This is a genomic window from Methylomarinum sp. Ch1-1 (genome assembly GCF_030717995.2).
Taxonomy (GTDB): domain Bacteria; phylum Pseudomonadota; class Gammaproteobacteria; order Methylococcales; family Methylomonadaceae; genus Methylomarinum; species Methylomarinum roseum.
In genome coordinates this window covers 3,808,750-3,827,777 of the sequence record NZ_CP157743.1, presented here as the reverse complement: position 1 = coordinate 3,827,777, position 19,028 = coordinate 3,808,750, and the positions used below count along the sequence as shown (strand labels likewise).

The 19,028-nt window shown below is 51.6% G+C and carries 16 protein-coding genes; 8 read left to right on the top strand and 8 right to left on the bottom strand.

What is annotated here, in order from left to right:
* Positions 1–96: 96 nt before the first annotated feature.
* A complete protein-coding gene (locus tag Q9L42_RS17490) occupies positions 97–888 on the top strand; it encodes a flagellar basal body-associated FliL family protein (RefSeq protein WP_349431507.1) in 792 nt (263 codons plus the stop codon).
* Here Q9L42_RS17490 and Q9L42_RS17485 read toward each other — a convergent pair.
* A complete protein-coding gene (locus tag Q9L42_RS17485) occupies positions 877–1,296 on the bottom strand; it encodes an HIT domain-containing protein (RefSeq protein ID WP_305907150.1) in 420 nt (139 codons plus the stop codon). The two genes, Q9L42_RS17490 and Q9L42_RS17485, sit on opposite strands and share 12 nt — an antisense overlap.
* A gap of 1,000 nt (positions 1,297–2,296) precedes the next feature.
* On the opposite strand from Q9L42_RS17485, the gene Q9L42_RS17480 reads away from it, so the two are divergent.
* Entirely contained in the window at positions 2,297–3,343 is a 1,047-nt protein-coding gene (locus tag Q9L42_RS17480; protein ID WP_305907152.1) for a hypothetical protein, read from the top strand.
* On the top strand, positions 3,340–3,588 hold the full coding sequence (locus Q9L42_RS17475; RefSeq protein ID WP_305907153.1) for a Rho-binding antiterminator: 249 nt from the start codon (positions 3,340–3,342) through the stop codon (positions 3,586–3,588). Before Q9L42_RS17480 ends, Q9L42_RS17475 begins: the two co-directional genes overlap by 4 nt.
* A gap of 677 nt (positions 3,589–4,265) precedes the next feature.
* Here Q9L42_RS17475 and Q9L42_RS17470 read toward each other — a convergent pair.
* Genes Q9L42_RS17470 through Q9L42_RS17460 form a run of 3 tightly spaced genes read right to left on the bottom strand, consistent with a single transcriptional unit; the run spans position 4,266 to position 6,146 of the window.
* A complete protein-coding gene (locus tag Q9L42_RS17470; RefSeq protein ID WP_305907154.1) occupies positions 4,266–4,472 on the bottom strand; it encodes a dodecin in 207 nt (68 codons plus the stop codon).
* Positions 4,465–5,148, bottom strand: a complete 684-nt coding sequence (murU, locus tag Q9L42_RS17465) for an N-acetylmuramate alpha-1-phosphate uridylyltransferase MurU (protein ID WP_305907155.1) — start codon at positions 5,146–5,148, stop codon at positions 4,465–4,467. The genes Q9L42_RS17470 and murU overlap by 8 nt, the downstream gene beginning before the upstream one ends.
* Positions 5,145–6,146 carry an aminoglycoside phosphotransferase family protein gene (locus Q9L42_RS17460; protein WP_349431506.1) on the bottom strand — a complete coding sequence of 334 codons (1,002 nt, stop codon included), beginning with the start codon at positions 6,144–6,146 and terminating at the stop codon, positions 5,145–5,147. The genes murU and Q9L42_RS17460 overlap by 4 nt, the downstream gene beginning before the upstream one ends.
* Before the next feature lie 93 nt (positions 6,147–6,239).
* On the opposite strand from Q9L42_RS17460, the gene Q9L42_RS17455 reads away from it, so the two are divergent.
* The 3 genes from Q9L42_RS17455 to Q9L42_RS17445 are packed head-to-tail and all read left to right on the top strand — an operon-like array spanning position 6,240 to position 10,671.
* Entirely contained in the window at positions 6,240–8,840 is a 2,601-nt protein-coding gene (locus Q9L42_RS17455) for an LPS-assembly protein LptD (RefSeq protein ID WP_349431505.1), read from the top strand.
* Between the two features lie 14 nt (positions 8,841–8,854).
* Entirely contained in the window at positions 8,855–10,141 is a 1,287-nt protein-coding gene (locus Q9L42_RS17450) for a peptidylprolyl isomerase (protein ID WP_305907157.1), read from the top strand.
* 14 nt (positions 10,142–10,155) lie between these two features.
* Complete coding sequence (locus Q9L42_RS17445; protein ID WP_305907158.1) at positions 10,156–10,671, top strand: DbpA RNA binding domain-containing protein; 516 nt, start codon at positions 10,156–10,158, stop codon at positions 10,669–10,671.
* Between the two features lie 961 nt (positions 10,672–11,632).
* Here the strand turns inward: Q9L42_RS17445 and Q9L42_RS17440 are convergent.
* The 4 genes from Q9L42_RS17440 to Q9L42_RS17425 are packed head-to-tail and all read right to left on the bottom strand — an operon-like array spanning position 11,633 to position 17,785.
* Positions 11,633–12,277 carry an MBL fold metallo-hydrolase gene (locus Q9L42_RS17440; protein WP_305907159.1) on the bottom strand — a complete coding sequence of 215 codons (645 nt, stop codon included), beginning with the start codon at positions 12,275–12,277 and terminating at the stop codon, positions 11,633–11,635.
* Between the two features lie 9 nt (positions 12,278–12,286).
* Complete coding sequence (gene lpdA / locus Q9L42_RS17435; protein WP_305907160.1) at positions 12,287–13,726, bottom strand: dihydrolipoyl dehydrogenase; 1,440 nt, start codon at positions 13,724–13,726, stop codon at positions 12,287–12,289.
* A gap of 7 nt (positions 13,727–13,733) precedes the next feature.
* Positions 13,734–14,957: a 2-oxoglutarate dehydrogenase complex dihydrolipoyllysine-residue succinyltransferase gene (odhB, locus tag Q9L42_RS17430; protein WP_349431504.1), complete on the bottom strand. Its 1,224-nt coding sequence runs from the start codon at positions 14,955–14,957 to the stop codon at positions 13,734–13,736.
* Positions 14,957–17,785: a 2-oxoglutarate dehydrogenase E1 component gene (locus Q9L42_RS17425; protein ID WP_305907161.1), complete on the bottom strand. Its 2,829-nt coding sequence runs from the start codon at positions 17,783–17,785 to the stop codon at positions 14,957–14,959. Before Q9L42_RS17425 ends, odhB begins: the two co-directional genes overlap by 1 nt.
* 144 nt (positions 17,786–17,929) lie before the next feature.
* Here Q9L42_RS17425 and Q9L42_RS17420 point away from each other — a divergent pair, with 144 nt between their 5' ends.
* Both Q9L42_RS17420 and Q9L42_RS17415 read left to right on the top strand, forming a co-directional pair.
* Positions 17,930–18,646, top strand: a complete 717-nt coding sequence (locus Q9L42_RS17420) for a DUF2914 domain-containing protein (protein ID WP_305907162.1) — start codon at positions 17,930–17,932, stop codon at positions 18,644–18,646.
* A gap of 66 nt (positions 18,647–18,712) precedes the next feature.
* The gene (locus tag Q9L42_RS17415) at positions 18,713–19,027 is read left to right on the top strand and encodes an H-NS histone family protein (RefSeq protein WP_305907163.1); all 315 of its coding nucleotides are present in this window, start codon (positions 18,713–18,715) and stop codon (positions 19,025–19,027) included.
* Position 19,028 lies beyond the last annotated feature (1 nt).

Below are 19,028 nucleotides of genomic sequence, written 5' to 3'. Positions count from 1 at the left end.
TGGTGACGTTGGCATCGCAACCGTAGGGTGGATTCGCCGCTAGGCAATCCGCCTGGATGCGCATAATGCCAATTTTGCCTCCGGTGGCGGGGTTTGGTGGCTTGCTTCGCGAAGCCACCCTACATTGGTGACGTTGGCATCGCAACCGTCGGCTGGCCCGCCGTAGGGTGGATTCGCCGCCAGGCAATCCGCCTGGATGTGCACAATGCCAATTTTGCCCCGGTGGCGGGGTTTGGTGGCTTGCTTCGCGAAGCCACCCTACGTTGCGAAGCCGCCCTACGCGTCTACATTGGCATCGCAACCGTAGGGTGGATTCGCCGCCAGGCAATCCGCCTGGATACGCACAATGCCAATTTTGCCTCCGGTGGCGGGGTTTGGTGGCTTGCTTCGCGAAGCCACCCTACGTTGGCCACGTTGGCATCGCAACCGTCGGGTGGATTCGGCGCGAAAGGCGATGACTGTATTGTTTTAATTTCAAGAGGAGTCTCGGTGCGAGTTTTTGTTTTGTGGTTTTGTTTATTGACGTTCTCTTCCTTCGCTTATGCCGAGGAGGCCGCGGAGCAGGAAAAGGCGTCGGAAATGGCGTATCTGGAAATGAAGCCTAAGTTCACCGTCAATCTGGCGGAGCGCAGAAAATATCTGATGATCAATGTGCAATTGCTGATCGAAGGCGAGCGCTATATTGAAAAGGTGAAAAAACACATGCCTTTGTTGAGGCATGAATTGATTATGTTATATAGCGGTCTGCCCGCCGATCAGCTGCAAACCATGGAGCAACGCGAGGCGCTGCGGTTGAAAACGAAAAGACGGATCGTGAACGCCTTGGATAAATATGAAAACAGCGATGGCTTTCGCGATGTCTTTTTTACCGAGTTCCTAGTCAATTAAGGCGGCTTTCATGGCCAGTTTGATCACAGAGATCTGTTCTTTTAGTTGTTTTTTACCGTAGGGTATCGCATCGAATTGTCCCCAAACCGGAGCCGGCCAGGCACGGTCGTTCCGGTATCTGACGATGTGATGAATATGTAGTTGAGGGACCATGTTGCCGATGGCGGCAATATTCATCTTATCGGCATTGTAAATTTCGGCCAGCGTTTTGCTGAGTAAACAGGATTCCTGTTGTAATTGCTGTTGATCGGTTGGCGAAAGCTGATAAATTTCGCTGATATCTTCTCTTTCCGGCACCAATATGCACCAGGGATATTGGCTGTCATTCATCAACAAAAGGCGCGACAAACTAAGCCGGCCTATTTCTATGCAGTCCTGTTCCAGGCGGGGATGTAGTTGGAAATTCATGACGGCTCTTTTTATTGTGTCGTTCCGGTCATGATAAATTAACAACCTTATTAGCGCAATTATAGGGTTAATCATTCAGGGCGACGCGAAAAGCGGAGTGCATTGAATGCTTTTGGTGGATCCGCTTGCGCTTGATCCACCCTACAGGGCTACAGGGCGTGTAGGGTGTGCTGACGATAGGAAGCGCACCATGTTTCTCAACGCCGGACGGAGTTTGCAACTCCGTCCGCAACCTTTCATCGTAGGCCTCTGCTTCGCGAAGCCGCCCTACGCGAATTTATGTGGCCCAAGCCCCGAATATCGCCGATTGATGGATTCGCCGCCAGGCAATCCGTCTGGTACGCACGACATCAATTTTCCTGATTAGCAAGTTTCTTCAGCTAAAGCCCAAAGATCAGCATATCCCTAGCAGGACGGGGTTCGCAAGCCATGCGCGTCAAGCTAAAAACGGCCAACCCACATCACGCTCTTTCCCAAGCTCCAGCTTGGGAAAGACACCCCGGAAGCTCCAGCTTCCTGAGACCGACACAACCTCCGCACATTCTCAATCAACCCTGACTCGCTCGTTCAATCTTTCTTGATTGTCGGGAAGCTAGAGCTTCCTGAACAGGTTACCCAAGCTGGAGCTTGGGTAACAGCATAAACATGTGTTTGGCGGAGCCGCTGCGCTTGATCCACCCTATCGGTGCGGGTAGGGTGTGCTGACGCGAGGAAGCGCACCATGTTTCTCAACGCCGGACGGAGTTTGCAACTCCGTCCGCAACCTTTCATCGTAGGCCTCTGCTTCGCGAAGCCGCCCTACATTCGCTACGTTGGAATTGCAGCCGTTTTTGATGCGCTTCGCGCTGTTCAGCACGTATTACGAAGGTAAGGCGGCGGTTTGCGTAACATAGCCTCCCTTAAGGCTTGTTTTATGTTGGACGATTTAGTTAATTATTGACCTATATTCGGTTAAACTCTTCTATCGGTCCAATATAACTATAAAAACAAAGGTCTTGATATGTCAGCGCAAAGTTTTTCCATTCAGCGGGATATTAATGAGAACAAACTGGCGGTCTCGTTTCGGCTGTTGATGGGTTTGTATCTCATCATCCCCTTATGTTTGTTGATTAAGTGGGTCGATGGCTGGTTTTGGGGCGGCTATTTGCTGACCCATCTTCCCAGCAGTCCGACCCATTATCTGTTGTTTCAGATTTTATTCGGAACGCCGCATATCGTCGCCAGCGCAATTCTTCTGGCGAGCAACAGCGAATATGTTCACTTTTACAAAAACAAAATATTGGCGATGACGGCCTTTATTATTGTTTTTTTCGGCATAGGCAGTTTGTTTATTCCCTATAAGGTGCTGTATTTAATTACCGCCAGTTGGACGGTTTATCATGTCTTGAAACAGCAGCATGGCATCGGCAAAGGCGTCTGCCGATTGCCTGCATGGGCCTTTTATCTGTTGCTGTGGCTAAGCGTCGCGGCCGGAATTTTTATTTATGTCGGTATTTTTCTGAAGAACAGTCTCGATGCCCAGCAGTCGGAATGGATCAGGCAGATTGCCGCGACGTTGACGGCGCTGCTGGTCGTCGCATCGATTGCCAGTCAGCGTCAGGTGCAGACAACCTTCGGAAAGTTTTTCATGTGGGGGAATACGCTGTTGATCGTTAGCAGTTTTTATCTCTACACTCAGCAGTATTATTTCCTGGCGATTCTGATTCCGCGGCTGGTTCATGATGCGACCGCCTATATTTTCTATGTCACCCATGATTACAATAAACATCACCGGCAGCCAAGGAATTGGTTGTATCAATATGCGGCGCGCTGTAATGTCCATGTTTTCATCGTGCTGCCGGTGCTGTCGTTTTTGTTGGCTTTTTTGTTGCAGGCCTATGGCGATGAGCTGGTCAATTTCATCACGCAAACATTGTTCGGCACCGAGATTTATAAGGCGATCACGCTGGGGTTGTTAGGTTATCTGGCCTTGATGCATTATTACACCGAATCCTTTGTCTGGTCTGCCGGCTCCCCGCTTAGGCAATACATCCGTTTCAAGTTATGAGTAAGCTGATTTCCTGCCAGTTACATGATTACATCGAAATAGCCTGTATGTATCATTATCGGATCAGGCTGACGCTAAAAAACAGGGAAGTAATCGAGGGGCGGGCGCTAGACACCTGCGTCGATGCCGATAAGCGCGAATATTTGTTGCTCGATGACGGCGAAAAACGCCAGGTCGAGTTGAACAAGTTAGCAGGAATGGAGGTGCTTTCCGCTAATCCGGCGTTTAAGAAGGTGGATTTCTAGTTTTTTGGCGGATCCATTACGGCTGCGGCCAACGTAGGGCGGCTTCGCGAAATATTGCGGACGGAGTTACAAACTCCGTCCAGCTTAGGGTTGAACAAGTTGACCCTCGTTCCCACGCTCCTGCGTCCTAAGCGGGGCGGGTTATTCAACCCGCCCCGAACGTTTCGGTTTTTAGTTTGGCATAGGCTTGAAAGATTCAGGCCGGGGCTACAAACCCCGGCCTGCTCAGGTTACAAACTCCGTCCAGCTTAGGGTATGGGTTCCCACGGAGGACCGTGGGAACCAGGAAACGGTGGGTCTAACCGACGTTTGGGATGAACGCGTAGGGCGGCTTCGCGAAGCAAGCCGCCAAACATCGCCACCGGGGCAAAAATTCCCAAAGCCGGACGGAGTTTGCAACTCCGTCCGCAACCTTTTACCGATTGCCTGGCGGCGAATCCCTACATTGTTGTCTTGATGTCGCCCTGTAGGGTGGGACAAGCAATACAATTCCATGTTTCGGCATGGATTTTTACGGGGCTTATAGGTGGATCCGCTTGCGCTTGATCCACTCTACGGATGCGGGTAGGGTGTGCTGACGATAGGAAGCGCACCTTGTTTCGATGCGCTTCACGTTGTTTAGCACTTAAGGTGAGGCGGCGGTTGGGGCCTGCCGCCGGGGCGACAGGCCGTTTCCATTATTCGATGGTGAAGCCGACCTTGATGGTGACCTGCCAGTGTGCCACTTTGCCGTCTTCGATATGACCGCGAGTTTCGACGACTTCAAACCAGCGCATGTTCTTGATCGTTAGCGCGGCTTTCTCTACGGCATTTTCGATGGCTTGTTGTATGCCGGCGCTGGAAGAACCTGTTAATTCGATTTTTTTATAAACATGTTCAGACATGGCGTGTTCCTCGGTGTTGATAATGATTGTCCAGTTCCTTCAGGCGTTCGGGCGTGCCGACATCCATCCAGAAACCGTGGTGTTTTACGCCGCTGATGCGGCGGTCTTGCATAAAGCGTCTTAATAGCGGGCCCAGCTTGTATTCGCCGGGAACGATTCCGGCAAAGAGTTCCGCTTTGTAAAGGCCGATGCCGCTGAAGGTCAGCATGTTCTCCCCCTGTTCCGATAGATGGCCGTCATTCGCCAGATGAAAATCGCCATCGCGATGATGAGGCGGATTGTCGACTAGGACCAGATGGGCCAGATCAAAACGTTGCCGTCTTAGTGAGGATAAAGGAAAATCGCAGGCGATGTCACCATTGACGACTAAAAAAGCTTGTTTTCCCAGCAGAGGCAATGCATTGATAATGCCGCCGGCCGTTTCCAGTCCCTTTTCTCCTTCGTCACTGTAGGCGATGTTCGCCCCCAAGGCGTGGCCGTTGCCGAAATAATCCTTGATCTGCTGACCAAGATGGGCAAGGTTGATGACGATGTCGGGGTAACCGGCGGCGACCAGGTTTTCTATCGTGTATTGAATCAACGGCTTATTGGCGACTGGAAGCAGCGGTTTTGGGGTGAAATCGGTGAGCGGACGCATTCGTTCGCCGCGTCCGGCGGCCAGTATCATCGCCTTCATAGTCTGTCCGGGTAAATCGGCAAAACTCGATCTTGCAAAAATTGGTAAAAATCCGCCAGTTCCGGATAAATCCGGCTGATCTGCACGATATAGCTCATTGTGCGGGGGATGTCGGCCAAATAGGTGGATTTGTCGTCGCGTAGGTTCAGACGGGCAAAAATACCGACGGCTTTCAGGTGGCGCTGAAGACCCATCAGATCAAACCAGCGTCGGAAGGTGTCGAGATCGGCGTCGATGAGTTCGGCGTCATCGAGGCGTCGATAATAGCGTTGCATCCATTGTTCGACTTGCTCCGGGGGCCAGCTGATATAGCAGTCGCGCAATAATGACACGAGGTCATAGGTGATCGGGCCGATGACGGCGTCCTGAAAATCAATGACGCCGGGGGAATGCCGTTTCAGCACCATCAGGTTGCGGGAGTGGAAATCGCGATGCACGCAGACGCGCGGTTGCGCCTGCGCCGAGTCGATTAATGTTGTGGTCAATGAGTTTTTTAGAGGGGCTGGCAGGGCAATGGCAAGCAGCTCGCCAAGAAACCATTGTTGAAAAATCTCCAGTTCGCGTTGCAACAGGTCGGCACTGTATTCCGGCAACTGAGCATAGGCTAAATCAGATTGTGTCTGTAGTTTGAACAGGCTGTCGAACGCCGACTGATAGAGTATATCGGCGCTTTCCAGCGTGAGTTGATCGAGAAAACTGCGGGAGCCTAAGTCTTCTAACAGCAGAAAGCCCTCGGCCAGGTTTTGCTGATAGATTGCCGGAACGTGTATGTTCATTTTTTTCAACAAACCGGCGATGCGTATGAAAGGCTCGGTATTTTCCTTGTCCGGTGGCGCGTCCATGACGATATGTTGGCCGCCTGCGTGTTTGACGCGAAAATAACGCCTGAAGCTGGCATCACTGGAAGCGGGTTCGAAGCTATTAATCTCGAAGCGTAGTTCTTCGTTGAGCCAGTCCATAATCGCATCCGCGCGGATATCTGATGATGCCGGGAACATTATTTATTATTCAGTTAGTAAACTAAGGTAAAATACAAAACTGCATTTTATTCGATTTCTGACCCGTTAAGCCACTATAACCCTAACGCTTTTATGCATTTCCGTTTCTTTTTTGTTTTTTTTCTTTGTCTTTTTGCCAGGTCGGTTATTGCAGAAGACAATGTTTGGGATTGTGAAAAAAACAAAGCGGGCGAATGGTCATGCGTCAGTCAGGGGCAAAAAGAACCGGTCGAGACTCAACCGGCGCCCGACATGCCGGTGCCTCAGCCTTTGGCCGAGAGCGAGCCGGCGGCTGAAAAAGCGCGTCCGGTTTTCATGAAGCCGCCGCGCACCGTCGCCAAACGTCCGGGTTGGACGTGTAGCGCCAATGAACAGGATGAAACCTGGAATTGCAGCCTGATTGGGGCCGATCCGAAGGGTAGGGCCAGAGTCGTCGAACATGCCGAACATGACGCCGGCTTGCTGGACCCTGCCTATGATTTCTCGGAGGAGGAAATCTTTAAAGCCCTGCAAGCGCAGCTGCCCTATGATCCCTGGCAGAATTGTCTGGGCCCTTCCGTTTCCCAGCCGGCCTTGGTTGGCGATAAAGACCTGCGCAATACCGCGCCGATGGATGTGCATGCCGATTATTCGGAGGTTTTCGATAAGGAAATCACCAGCTTCTTCGGCAATGTCGATATTACCCGCGCCGATCAACATGTGCAGGCCGATATGGCCAGTTATGATACCGTCTCCGAAACGATGGACGCGCAGGGCCATGTTTTTTATTCCGAAAATGAAATTTCTCTCTACAGCGAAACCGCGCTGTTGAATCTGGCCACCGATGAAGCGCGATTGCGTGAGGCCTTGTTCATTTCGCCGTCCGGCCCGATTCGTGGCAGCGCCGATGTCGTCTACCGGGACAGCAAGGTCTTGTCGAGATACACGGAAGCATCGTTCACCAGTTGTCGGCCCGGTAATCAGGATTGGGTCGTTCATGCCGATCGCTTGAAGATGAACCGGGCCACCGGGCAGGCGTCGGCCAAGCACGCTTGGCTGGAATTCAAGGGCCTGCCGGTGCTCTATACGCCCTATATCTCATTTCCTCTGGATGATCGCCGTCTATCCGGCATCTTGCCGCCAAGCTTCGGCAGCACCGAGAAAAACGGCTTCGATTTAGAGGTGCCTTATTACTGGAATATCGCACCGAATTACGATGCCACCATCACGCCTCGTTATATGACCAAGCGCGGCGGCATGTTGCGCACTCAGTTTCGTTATCTGACCGAAATCTCCCGCGGCAATATCGGCCTCGAATATATGCCCTATGACAGCTTGAGGGAAGAGTCGCGTTATTCCGCCAGCGTGCAGGCGCAATCGAATTTCGGTTATGGCGTCTCCTCCAATCTGGATCTGAATTACGTGTCCGATGACGATTATTTCAATGACTTGAACAACGCTCTCGGCTTTTCCGACACCCGTCATGTCAGAAGCCTGGCTGATCTGCGCTATAATCAGAGTTGGATGTCGTTTGTCGCCCGCCTGGAAAATTATCAGACCATCGACCGCAGTATCCCGCCCGGCGCCCGACCCTATCAGAAATATCCTCAGCTGCAACTGAATTTGCATCATGAGATGGACGATTTCCCGTTGAATTTGGCGATGGAAAATCAATATACCTATTTTTACCGCAGCGGACGGGTCAGCGGTCAGCGTCTCAACCTGAAACCGTCGATCAGTTTTCCGTGGCAGACCGCGGGCGCTTTTTTCACTCCCAAATTCTCGCTGCAACACACTCAATATGCGCTTGAAGACCAGCTCCCCGGCAGGGCGGAGGATATTAGCCGCACTTTGCCGATCGTGTCGGTGGACGGCGGCCTGTTTTTTGAGCGCGATTTCGATTTCGGCGATAGCTCCTATCTGCATACCCTGGAGCCGCGCGCCTTCTATTTGTATATCCCACATGAGGACCAAAGCGATATCCCGCTGTTCGATACCTCGCTCTACGATTTGAATTTTTTCAGCTTGTTCCGGGACAATCGCTTCAACGGTCCTGACAGAGTGCAGGATGCCAATCAGGTGACGCTGGCGTTGACGTCGCGTTTGATCGACAGCGACAGCGGCCGCGAACGCTTGAAGCTCAGCGTCGGGGAAATTTTCTATTTCCGTGATCGGGAAGTGCTGCTGCGCGGCAACACGCCGGAAACCAACAGTCTGTCTAATTTGATCGCCGAGCTCAGCGGCCAGTTGACCGATCATCTGTCTTTCTCGTCATCCGTGCAGTGGAATCCCGATGTAAACGATATTACCAGGGGACAGGGAACTATTCGTTATCGGAATCAGCCTGAACAAATTATTAATCTCGGATACCGTTATCGCCGGGATAACCCGAACCTGGAGGCGACCATCATCCAAAGCGATATGTCGTTCCGTTGGCCGCTTTATGATAATTGGTTTGCCGTCGGGCGCTGGCAGTATTCATTGAAATTCAATCAGACCGTGGAAAGCTTTCTGGGACTGGAGAAGGAAAGTTGCTGTTGGCGTTTTCGCGTGATCGGCAGGCGTTTTGTCAACAATATCAGTAATTCCGAGGAAGCCAAGGCGGAGAATGGCGTGTTCGTTCAGCTGGAGCTGAAAGGGTTGGCCAGCTTCGGCGACAAGGTCGATAACTTCCTGGAAAAAAACCTGTATGGCTATCGTAAGCCGGAAAATTAAAGTTTAAGCGAACTATGAAGAAAATTTATCTACTGGCCATGTTGCTGTTGTTATCGTTTAGCGTATTCAGCGTCAGGGCCGAATTATTGGACAGAATCGTCGCCGTCGTTGAGGACGACATTATTCTCGATCGGGAACTGTCCGAAGAAGTCTATGCGATTGCGCAAAAATTGCGCGCCAACAATGTCATGGTGCCGCCCGAATTCGTACTCCGTAAACAAGTGTTGGAGCGCCTGATTATCGATAGGCTGCAGCGTCAGATGGCGGAAAGATCGGGGATTCGGGTCAGCGATGAAATGTTGCGCAGTTCCGTCGTCGATATCGCCGCCCGCAATAATATGACGGTCGAACAGTTTCGCCAAGAGTTGGAAAATCAAGGCATGAGCTTTGCAAAATTCCAGGAAAGCATACGCAGTGAAATCATTATCAACCAGCTGAGGGCGAGGGAAATCGGCTCCCGCATCAAGGTGACGGACAGAGAGGTCGCCCATTACCTGGAAACGCAAGGACGGGTCGGTCAGGAAAAGATCAAATACCGACTTGGACATATTCTCATTTCAGTGCCGGAAGCGGCTTCGGCGACGGTAATCCAGAAAGCGCGCGACAAGGCTAATCAGGTGGTCAAGGATCTGCGTAACGACGAGAATTTCAAACAAATGGCGTTGACCGTTTCGGATGGCGGCAATGCGCTTAACGGCGGTGATTTGGGCTGGCGCACCTTGGGACAGATCCCGACCTTGTTTGTGGAAACGGTGAGTAAAATGAGTCGCGAAGACGTTTCGGAACCGATACGCAGTCCCAGCGGCTTTCATATCATTAAAATGCTGGAGATGGAGGGGCTTAACAAGCATATCGTGACTAAGACCAAAGTGCGGCATATTCTGATCAAAACCAATGAACTGATCGATGATGAGGAGGCCCAAAAACGGTTGTTGGCGCTGAAGCAACGGATTGCCGATGGCGATAATTTCGCGACCTTGGCGAAAGCGCATTCCGATGATAAGGGCTCGGCGATTAACGGCGGTGATCTCGATTGGGTTGGGCCTGGCGCGCTAGTGCCTCCATTTGAGGCGGCGATGAATAAGTTGTCGATTAATGAAATCAGTGAGCCGGTGCAAACGCAGTTCGGTTGGCATTTGATTCAGGTATTGGATCGCGAGAACCGCGACGACAGTGCGGAATTTAAGAAGCAGCAGGTGCGCGAGGAGATCCGCAAGCGTAAGATCGAAGAAGAAACCGAATTATGGCTCAGACGTATGCGTGACGAAGCATTTGTCGATATAAACCTGGATCGTTTGTAGGACATCGAATAGACATGCAGGCAAAAGTTAGAAAAGAACAAAAATTTAAAAAACGGCTGCAAAAGGTATTGGAGTCGGAAAACCTGCAACTGCAGCGCGAATTAATCCAGCGGATATCGGCAGAGCTTGATTTGACGATGCTTGATTGCGCTGCGGCGTTAGTTTATTTGAGCCAGCCTAACCTGTATCAATCTATTGGTAAAGCCGCGGCCAGGAGCGATACTGATTTGGAAATACCGTTGACCGCGCCGAAAAACAGAACGGTGCGTTATCGTCTGGATATAGGGCATAAACATCAAGTCAGGCTCGATGATATCAAGAACATTCTGGTGGCGGAATCCGGCGTCGAAAGAAAGCGGATAGGTCGAGTCGATATTCGACATCATTACACCATTGTCGAATTGCCGGAAGGCATGCCGGCCGATATTTTTCAATTATTGGCCGAGGTGGAAATAAGACAGCAAAAGCTGAAAATCAAACGACTGAGACCGCAGCGCAAGTTCCGTCAGCCTCGCAAGCAAGAGCATTGAGGCCTACGATGAAAGGTTGCGGACGGCGTTGAGAAACATGGTGCGCTTCCTCGCGTCAGCACACCCTACCCGCACCGGTAGGGCGGATCAAGCGCAGCGGCTCCGCCAATCACATGTTTCCGGGGGTAAAAATTGACCTGATTAGCAAGATGCTTCAGCTTGCCGAAGCCACGTGACCGAGCAGGGGCCAGTCGTAGTCGCAAAAACTAAAATATGCTGTTACCCAAGCTCCAGCTTGGGTAACCTGTTCAGGAAGCTCTAGCTTCCCGACAATCAAGAAAGATTGAACGAGCGAGTCAGGGTTGATTGAGAATGTGCGGAGGTCGTGTCGGTCTCAGGAAGCTGGAGCTTCCGGGGTGTCTTTCCCAAGCTGGAGCTTGGGAAAGAGCGTGATGTGGGTTGGCCGTTTTTAGCTTGACGCGCATGGCTTGCGAACCCCGTCCTGCTAGGGATATGCTGATCTTTGGGCTTTAGCTGAAGAAACTTGCTAATCAGGAAAATTGATGTCGTGCGTACCAGACGGATTGCCTGGCGGCGAATCCACCCACCGGCGATATTCGGTCTTGGGCCACACAAATTCGCGTAGGGCGGCTTCGCGAAGCAGAGGCCTACGATGAAAGGTTGCGGACGGAGTTGCAAACTCCGTCCGGCGTTGAGCATTCACACGACGGTGGCGATGTCGTAGGGCGGTTTCGCGCAGCAAACCGCCAAATCCCGCCTCCGGTGCAAAAGGGGCGTTGTCCGTATCCAGGCGGATTGCCTAGCGGCGAATCCACGATTGTGATGGCTGGTAGGGCGGCTTCGCGAAGCAGAGGCCTACGATGAAAGGTTGCGGACGGTGTTGCAAACTCCGTCCGGCGTTGAGCATACCGGGGCTTAAAGTGGCAAAGTATGGGTTCCCACGGAGGACCGTGGGAACCAGTTTTGAAACATTACTTCCACGGAGGACCTTATGTTGAGATTAATCCCGGTTGCCGACGAAAGGGTTCGTACGCATTTCCTCGCCGAAGGTCGACATCGGTCCATGGCCGGGGATGAAGGCGACATCCTCACCCAGCGGCCAGAGTTTATGCTGAATCGATGCAATCAGAGTTTGGAAATCGCCTTTCGGAAAGTCGGTGCGGCCTATCGAACCGTTGAATAAGACGTCGCCGACCACCGCCAGACGGGCGCTTGGGCTGAAGAAAACAATATGGCCGGGGGTATGACCGGGACAGTGCAGAACCTGCAGCGTTTCATTGCCGACTTCAACGCTATCGCCATCGTTCAGCCAGCGGTCCGGGATAAAACTATCGCAATGCGGAAAGCCGAAGGAACGGCATTGTTCCGGCAGCGAATCTATCCAGAAGGCGTCCTCGGCTTGCGGGCCGTATATCGGCAGAGTTAGTTTGTCGGCCAGTTCGGCAACGCCGCCGACATGGTCGAGATGGCCATGGGTGACTAGAATGGATTCCAACGTGACATTTTCCTTGGCCGCCTTTTGTAAGATAAGTTCAAGTTCGCCGCCGGGGTCGACGACGGCGGCTTTGCCGGTTTGTTCGCAGATCAGCAGCGAACAGTTTTGTTGATAGGGCGTGACTGGAATAATGGAATATCTAAGACTCATATCTTTGGGTTAATAACCTGGCGGCAAATGCAGGGCGCGGTCGGCCAATGCCAAAGCGGCTTCATGCAGGGTTTCCGACATAGTCGGGTGGGCGTGTATCGTTCTGGCCAGGTCTTCGGCGCTGGCGGAAAACTCCATCGCTAGCACCGCTTCGGCGATCAGATCGGAGGCGCGTACGCCGATGATGTGTACGCCCAAGATAATATCGGTATCGGCCTGGGTGATAATTTTGACCATGCCCTCGGGTTTATCCAAGGATTGCGCTCGGGCCGAGGCCTTAAAGGGAAAAATGCCGACCCTGTAGTTTTCGCCGATGGCTTTTAGGGCCTGTTCGGTTTGTCCGACCCAGGCGATTTCCGGATCGGTATAGATGACATTGGGGATGATGGCATAATTGATGGAGTTGTGTTGTTCGGCAATCTGTTCGGCAACAAAAACGCCTTCTTCCAGGCCTTTATGCGCCAACATCGGTCCCAGCAGCGTCAGGTCGCCGATCGCATAGACTCCGGGTAAGGAGGTGCTGCAGTTTTCATCGACATGCACGAAGCCATTTTCGTCCAGCAGCAAATCGACTTCCGCTGCCGTCAGGTTATCCGAATTGGGTTGCCGCCCGGAGGCGACGATCAGTTTATCGAGCTGCAGACTATGTGTGCCTTCGTGATCCTGGTATTCGAGTTTGACGCGGCCATCCTTGACAAGGGTGGAAACGACTCTAGCGCCGAGACGGATATCGAGACCCTGTTGATTGCAAATCAGATAGGCTTCCTGGGCGATTTGCTGGTCGGCTGCGGTCAAGAAAGATTCCTGCGCTTCCAGCACCACTACCTTGGCGCCCAGTTTATTCCAGATGCCGGCCAGTTCCAGACCGATGATGCCGGCGCCGATGATGCCGAGCTTCTTCGGCACCGATCTCAGATTCAAGGCTTGGGAGGAATCGATGATCAAATCATGGTGTTGAGCCGCGCAGGGCAGTCCTATGGGTTTCGAGCCGGTCGCCAGTATGATGTTATCCGCTTCGACAACATAACGCGGCTGCTCGTTCAACGGGTTGATTTCGACCTGTTTAGCAGACAGTAATTTGCCATGGGCATGGATGCATTCGATCTCGAGGTGATCGAAAATATCCTTGATTTGGCGGCTCAATTTTGCCGTGGTCTGGTTTTTTCGCTCTACCATCTTGCCGACGTCCAGCGTCAAGTTATCGAATTTGATGCCGTGTGATTTGATATCCCCGCGCAGCAATTGATAAATTTTCGCCGACTCCAATAAGGCCATCGAGGAAATGCAGCCGGCGTTAATGAAAGTGCCTCCGAGTCTGGCGTCGCCATTATGGTTGCGCCAATTGTCCACGCAAGCGGTTTTCAGGCCCAATTGCGCGCAACGAATCGCGGCCACGTAACCCGCGGGTCCGGCACCGATAACTATGACATCATAATGGGCTGTAGACATAAGCTTTCTATATATTTAGTAACAGGTGGGCGGGGGCTTCCAGGCATTCCTTGATAGTTCCTAGGAACTGCACCGCTTCTTTGCCGTCGACGAGGCGATGATCATAGGATAGCGCCAGGTACATAATCGGACGAATGACGATTTCGCCGTCTTCGACGACAGGGCGCTCCTTGATGGCATGCATGCCCAAGATCGCGCATTGCGGCGGGTTTAGAATCGGCGTGGACAACATGGATCCGAAAATACCGCCATTGGTGATCGTGAAGGTGCCGCCGGTCAAATCGTCGACGCTCAGCGAGCCTTCGCGCGCCTTGTTGCCATATTCGGCGATGCATTTTTCGATGCCGGCGAAGTCCAGCTGGTCGGCGTCCCGCAGGACCGGCACGATCAGGCCGCGAGGCGTGGTGACGGCGATGCCGATATCGTAATAGCCGTGATAAATAATATCGTTGTCGTCAATCGAAGCATTGATCGCCGGAAAACGCCTCAACGCCTCGATCGAGGCCTTGACAAAGAAAGACATGAAGCCGAGTTTGACCTCGTGTTTTTGTTCGAAGCGCGCTTTGTATTGGTGTCTCAGGTCGATGACGGCCTGCATGTTGACTTCGTTGAAGGTGGTCAGCATGGCGGCATTCTGCTGGGCTTGCAACAAGCGCTCGGCGATCTTTGCCCGCAAGCGCGTCATCGGCACGCGTTGTTCCGGACGCAAGCTGGAGACGGCAGTCGATGGCTGCGGGCTTTTTTTCTGCTCCGTTTTTGTCGTTTCCTTGGCTTTTTCTTCGCCTTTGGTTTTTTCAGTACTGCCGGCTTGTTTTTCCAAGTATTCGAGCACATCGCTCTTCAGGATGCGGCCATGTTTGCCGGAACCCAGTATCGCGCTCGGGTCGAGTTGATTCTCCTGGATCAGACGGCGCACCGCCGGACTCAGAGGAATGTCGTCGACATGGGTCTCGCTGATTTGCATGCTTTCGGCGGGCGCTTTTTCCGGTTTTTCCTTTTCTTCCAGCAAGGCCAGCAAATCGCCGCCGATCACCGTCGAGCCGTTGGTTTTTAATATCTTGCTCAAGATGCCGGACACCGGCGCCGGAACTTCGAGCACGACCTTGTCGGTTTCCAAATCAACCAGATTGTCATCTTTGTCGACCCAATCGCCGGGTTGTTTATGCCAGCTGACCAGGGTTGCATCGGAGACTGATTCGGGAAGTTCCGGCACCAAAATTTCAAAGCTCATTATTGTTTACCTTTGTTTTGTCCGTATAAGGCCGCATGCACGACGGCTCTTTGTTCTTTGATATGGGTTCTGAAGTTGCCGACCGCGGGCGCCGCCGACGGGGCCCTCCCTGCATAGGTAATGGTGATGTCTTTTTCCAGGTTATTGTAGAAGTGATGTTTGCTTTGATACCAGGCTCCCTGGTTTTTCGGCTCTTCCTGACACCAGACGATCGATTCGAGATTCGGATATTTTTTCAATTCTTTTCTGAAAAGTTTATCGGGAAAAGGGTATAGCTGTTCGATACGGACGATGGCGATATGTTTCAGCTCATCCTGACGCCGCACTTCCAGCAAGTCATAATAAATTTTTCCGGCGCATAAGATCAAGCGGCTGACTTCGGCCGGCTTGATGTCGTCCTGCTCTCCAATGACCGTTAGGAAGCGGCCATTGGTCAAGTCTTCCAGCGTGGAGACGGCCAATTTATGCCGCAGCAGGCTTTTCGGGCTCATGACGATCAACGGTTTGCGGTATTGTCTGATCAGCTGTCGTCTGAGCAGGTGGAAGATCTGCGCCGGCGTGGTCGGATAACAGACCTGAATGTTATGGTCTGCGCACAGTTGCAGGAAACGCTCTAGACGGGCCGATGAATGCTCGGGCCCTTGGCCCTCAAAACCATGCGGCAGCAACATGACCAGGCCGCTCAAGCGGCCCCATTTGGTTTCGCCGGAGCTGATGAACTGATCGATGACGACTTGCGCACCGTTGGCGAAGTCGCCGAACTGCGCTTCCCAGACCACCAGCTTATTCGGCTCCGTCGAGCTGTAGCCATATTCGAAACCGAGTACGCCGGCTTCCGAGAGTAAAGAATCGAAGATTTGCGCCCGGGCTTGGTTTTTGTCCAGATGCTGAAGGGGGATATAGGATTCGCCATTGATTTGATTGTGCAGGATGGCGTGACGATGGGAAAACGTGCCGCGCCCGACATCCTGTCCGGTCAGGCGGACTTCGTGGTTTTCCAGTAACAAGGTGGCGTAGGCCAAGTTTTCGGCGAAGCCCCAGTCCAGGGGCAGGGCGCCGGCCGCCATTTTATTACGGTTTTCCATGACCTTGGCAACCCGGGGGTGCATTTCGAAGCCGGCGGGCAAGCATTGCATCTTATCGTTGCAATAACGGATACGCTCCAAGGCCACTCGAGTATCGGCGGGACTGTCCCAATCGCTGTGCAGAAAAATATCCCATTGTTGCGAATATGAATACATTTCACTGCCCAGAATCGGTCTGGAAACGACTTGCTGTTGGTCCAGCTTTTGTTGATAATCGGTTTCCATCGCTTGGGCGTCTTGTTCGCTGATGATGCCCGCCTCAATCAGTTTTTGCGCATAGAGTTGGCGTGTGCTGGAATGATGTTTGATTTGTTTGTACATCATCGGTTGAGTCGTCGACGGTTCGTCGGCTTCGTTATGGCCCAGTCGGCGGTAACAGATCAGGTCGATGACGACGTCCTTGTGAAACTGCATGCGATAATCCAATGCCATTTGGGTGACATATAACACCGCCTCCGGATCATCGCCGTTCACATGAAAGACAGGCGCCTGAATCATGTTGGCGACATCGGTGCAATAGAGGGTGGATCGGGCGTCGAACGGATGGCTGGTAGTGAAGCCAATCTGGTTGTTGATGACGATATGCACCGTGCCGCCGGTGGAAAAGGCTCGGGTTTCCGACATGTTCAGGGTTTCCATGACGATGCCCTGGCCGGCGAAGGCGGCGTCACCGTGGATCAGCACCGGTATCACGGTATCGATACTGCCTTTGCCGCGCCGGTCCTGTCGAGCCTTGACCGAGCCTTCAACCACCGGGTTAATGATTTCCAAATGGGACGGATTGAAGGCCAAGGTGATATGTATCGGTCCGCCCGGCGTGGCGATATTGGAGGAAAAACCCAGATGATACTTGACGTCGCCGGTCAAAACGCCGGGCGAGGACACATGGGTGCCTTCGAATTCCCCGAATAAAGCGGCCGGACTCTTGCCCAGGATGTTGACCAACACATTGAGGCGGCCGCGATGGGCCATGCCTATCACGACTTCCTTGGCATTGTTTTCGCCGGAACGTTGAATCAATTCGTCCAATATCGGGATCAGGCTTTCCCCGCCTTCCAGGGAAAAACGTTTCTGCCCGACATATTTACGATGCAGGTGCTTTTCGATGCCTTCCGCCGATGTGAGCTGTTTCAGCAGCCATTGTTGTTTCTCGGGATTGTCGGCCAATCCCGGCTTGCTGCTTTCCAGCTTGTTTTTAATCCAGCGCTTCGATTCGGTATCGACGATATGCATGTATTCGGCGCCGATACTGCCGCAATAAATTTCTTTAAGCGTTTTAATAATTTCCCGTAGCGGCAGGCGGTCAACCCCATATAGGGTGCCGGCGTCAAACAGCGTGTCCATATCGGGTTCCGCTAAGCCGTAATAGGCCGGCTCCAGATCGGACGGAATCTGAATGTCTTTATTCAGCGGATTGTTCGCCGCGATCTGATGGCCCCTGACCCGGTAATGGTTGATCAGGCGGGCGACGGCCGATTGTTTCTTGACGCTTTCTTCGGTGAAGCCTTGTAACTTGGCCAGTCTTCCGGGAGAGCTGATGGCTAATTGCTCAAAGCGTTCGACAATCGGGCTATGGGGAATGTCGACCTTGCTTTTGTCTTGAATCTTGCTGAATTTCTCTCGCCAGCTTTCCGGAACCGAGTCGGGGTTTTCCAGATATTGCTCGTACAAATCTTCGATATAGACGGCATTGTTGCCGTACAACGCGGAAGAATCTCGAAACAGTTTAAGAAGGTTGCTCATGTAAAGTTCCAGTTTTTCAGCAAGTCTTAACCCGTATCTTAGGGCTAAAATGATATATTACCAAGTCCAATCAGGCGGATAAATTGGAAAATTATTTTTCTCGGCGTACAGACGCCGGCGAAGCGATTAGTTTGCAGGAAAAAAATGACAAAAAATAAAGTTGTTGTAAAGATTAATTACGATAAAACCGAGGACGACAAGGCGGTGATGCAGCCTAAAATGATCACCGAATGGCATGTCGGCAGAATTGTCGGCGCCATTGTTTTTTTACTGGTGATTTTAGTCGGGGGAGGGTACTTATTATTAGCGCCGGAGCAGGCTGAACAGAATCAATTTGAACAAGATAAGCCGATCAAGCCCGTTTCCACAGCAAAGTCGGCGGCGAAAAAGTCGCCGCTTATTGAGGCGCCTCCGGAGAAGAAAGAGCGTAGTGCACCGGTCAAAGATATTCGCCATGTTGATGAAGAAAAAGACGAGATTGCGGACGTTGATAATAAAACGGTTAAAGCGATTGTTAAGTCCTCTATATATGATTCGCGTGTTTCGCGGGCATTACTGACGGATACTTTAATTAATAAAGAGCCTGGCGGTAAAATATCTCAATCTATTGTGGCCGATAAAAATAAGGCGGTTGCCGTTATTTATTTCACTGAAATAAATAACATGAAAGGTGAGTCGTTATTTCATCAGTGGTTTCGCAATGATAAATTGATATTCAAAAGGAAAATAAAAATTTTGGGTAACCGCTGGCGGGCATCGACTAGCAAACTGATAACTTTTTCACAAAAAGGAAAATGGCTTGTTAAACTAGTCGATTCAAAGGGCCATATATTTAGCGAAATTAAATTTGAAGTTATTTAATGCTTGTTATTTTATTTGGAATTGGTGTTATAATAATCCAGTATTTTTATTGATAAGAGGATGATTATGACCGAGTATGAGGAGCTTTCTGAAACTGAGTTGCAAAAAGTTATTCAAAATGCCGAGAAAGCGTTAAAAGAAAAACAGGCCAGTAAGCGGAAAGAAGTCATAGCCAAAATCAATGAGCTGGCTGCTTCAATCGGTGTTACTGTGGATATTCGCGAGGAAAAGGAAAAACCAGCCCGTAAAGGCAAGAAGGTGGCGCCTAAGTACCGAAATCCGAATGATCCGTCACAAACATGGACCGGCAGAGGTGTTGCGCCTAAATGGATGCAGGCCCTGTTAAACTCAGGAAGAGATAAGTCTGAGTTTTTAATTTAAC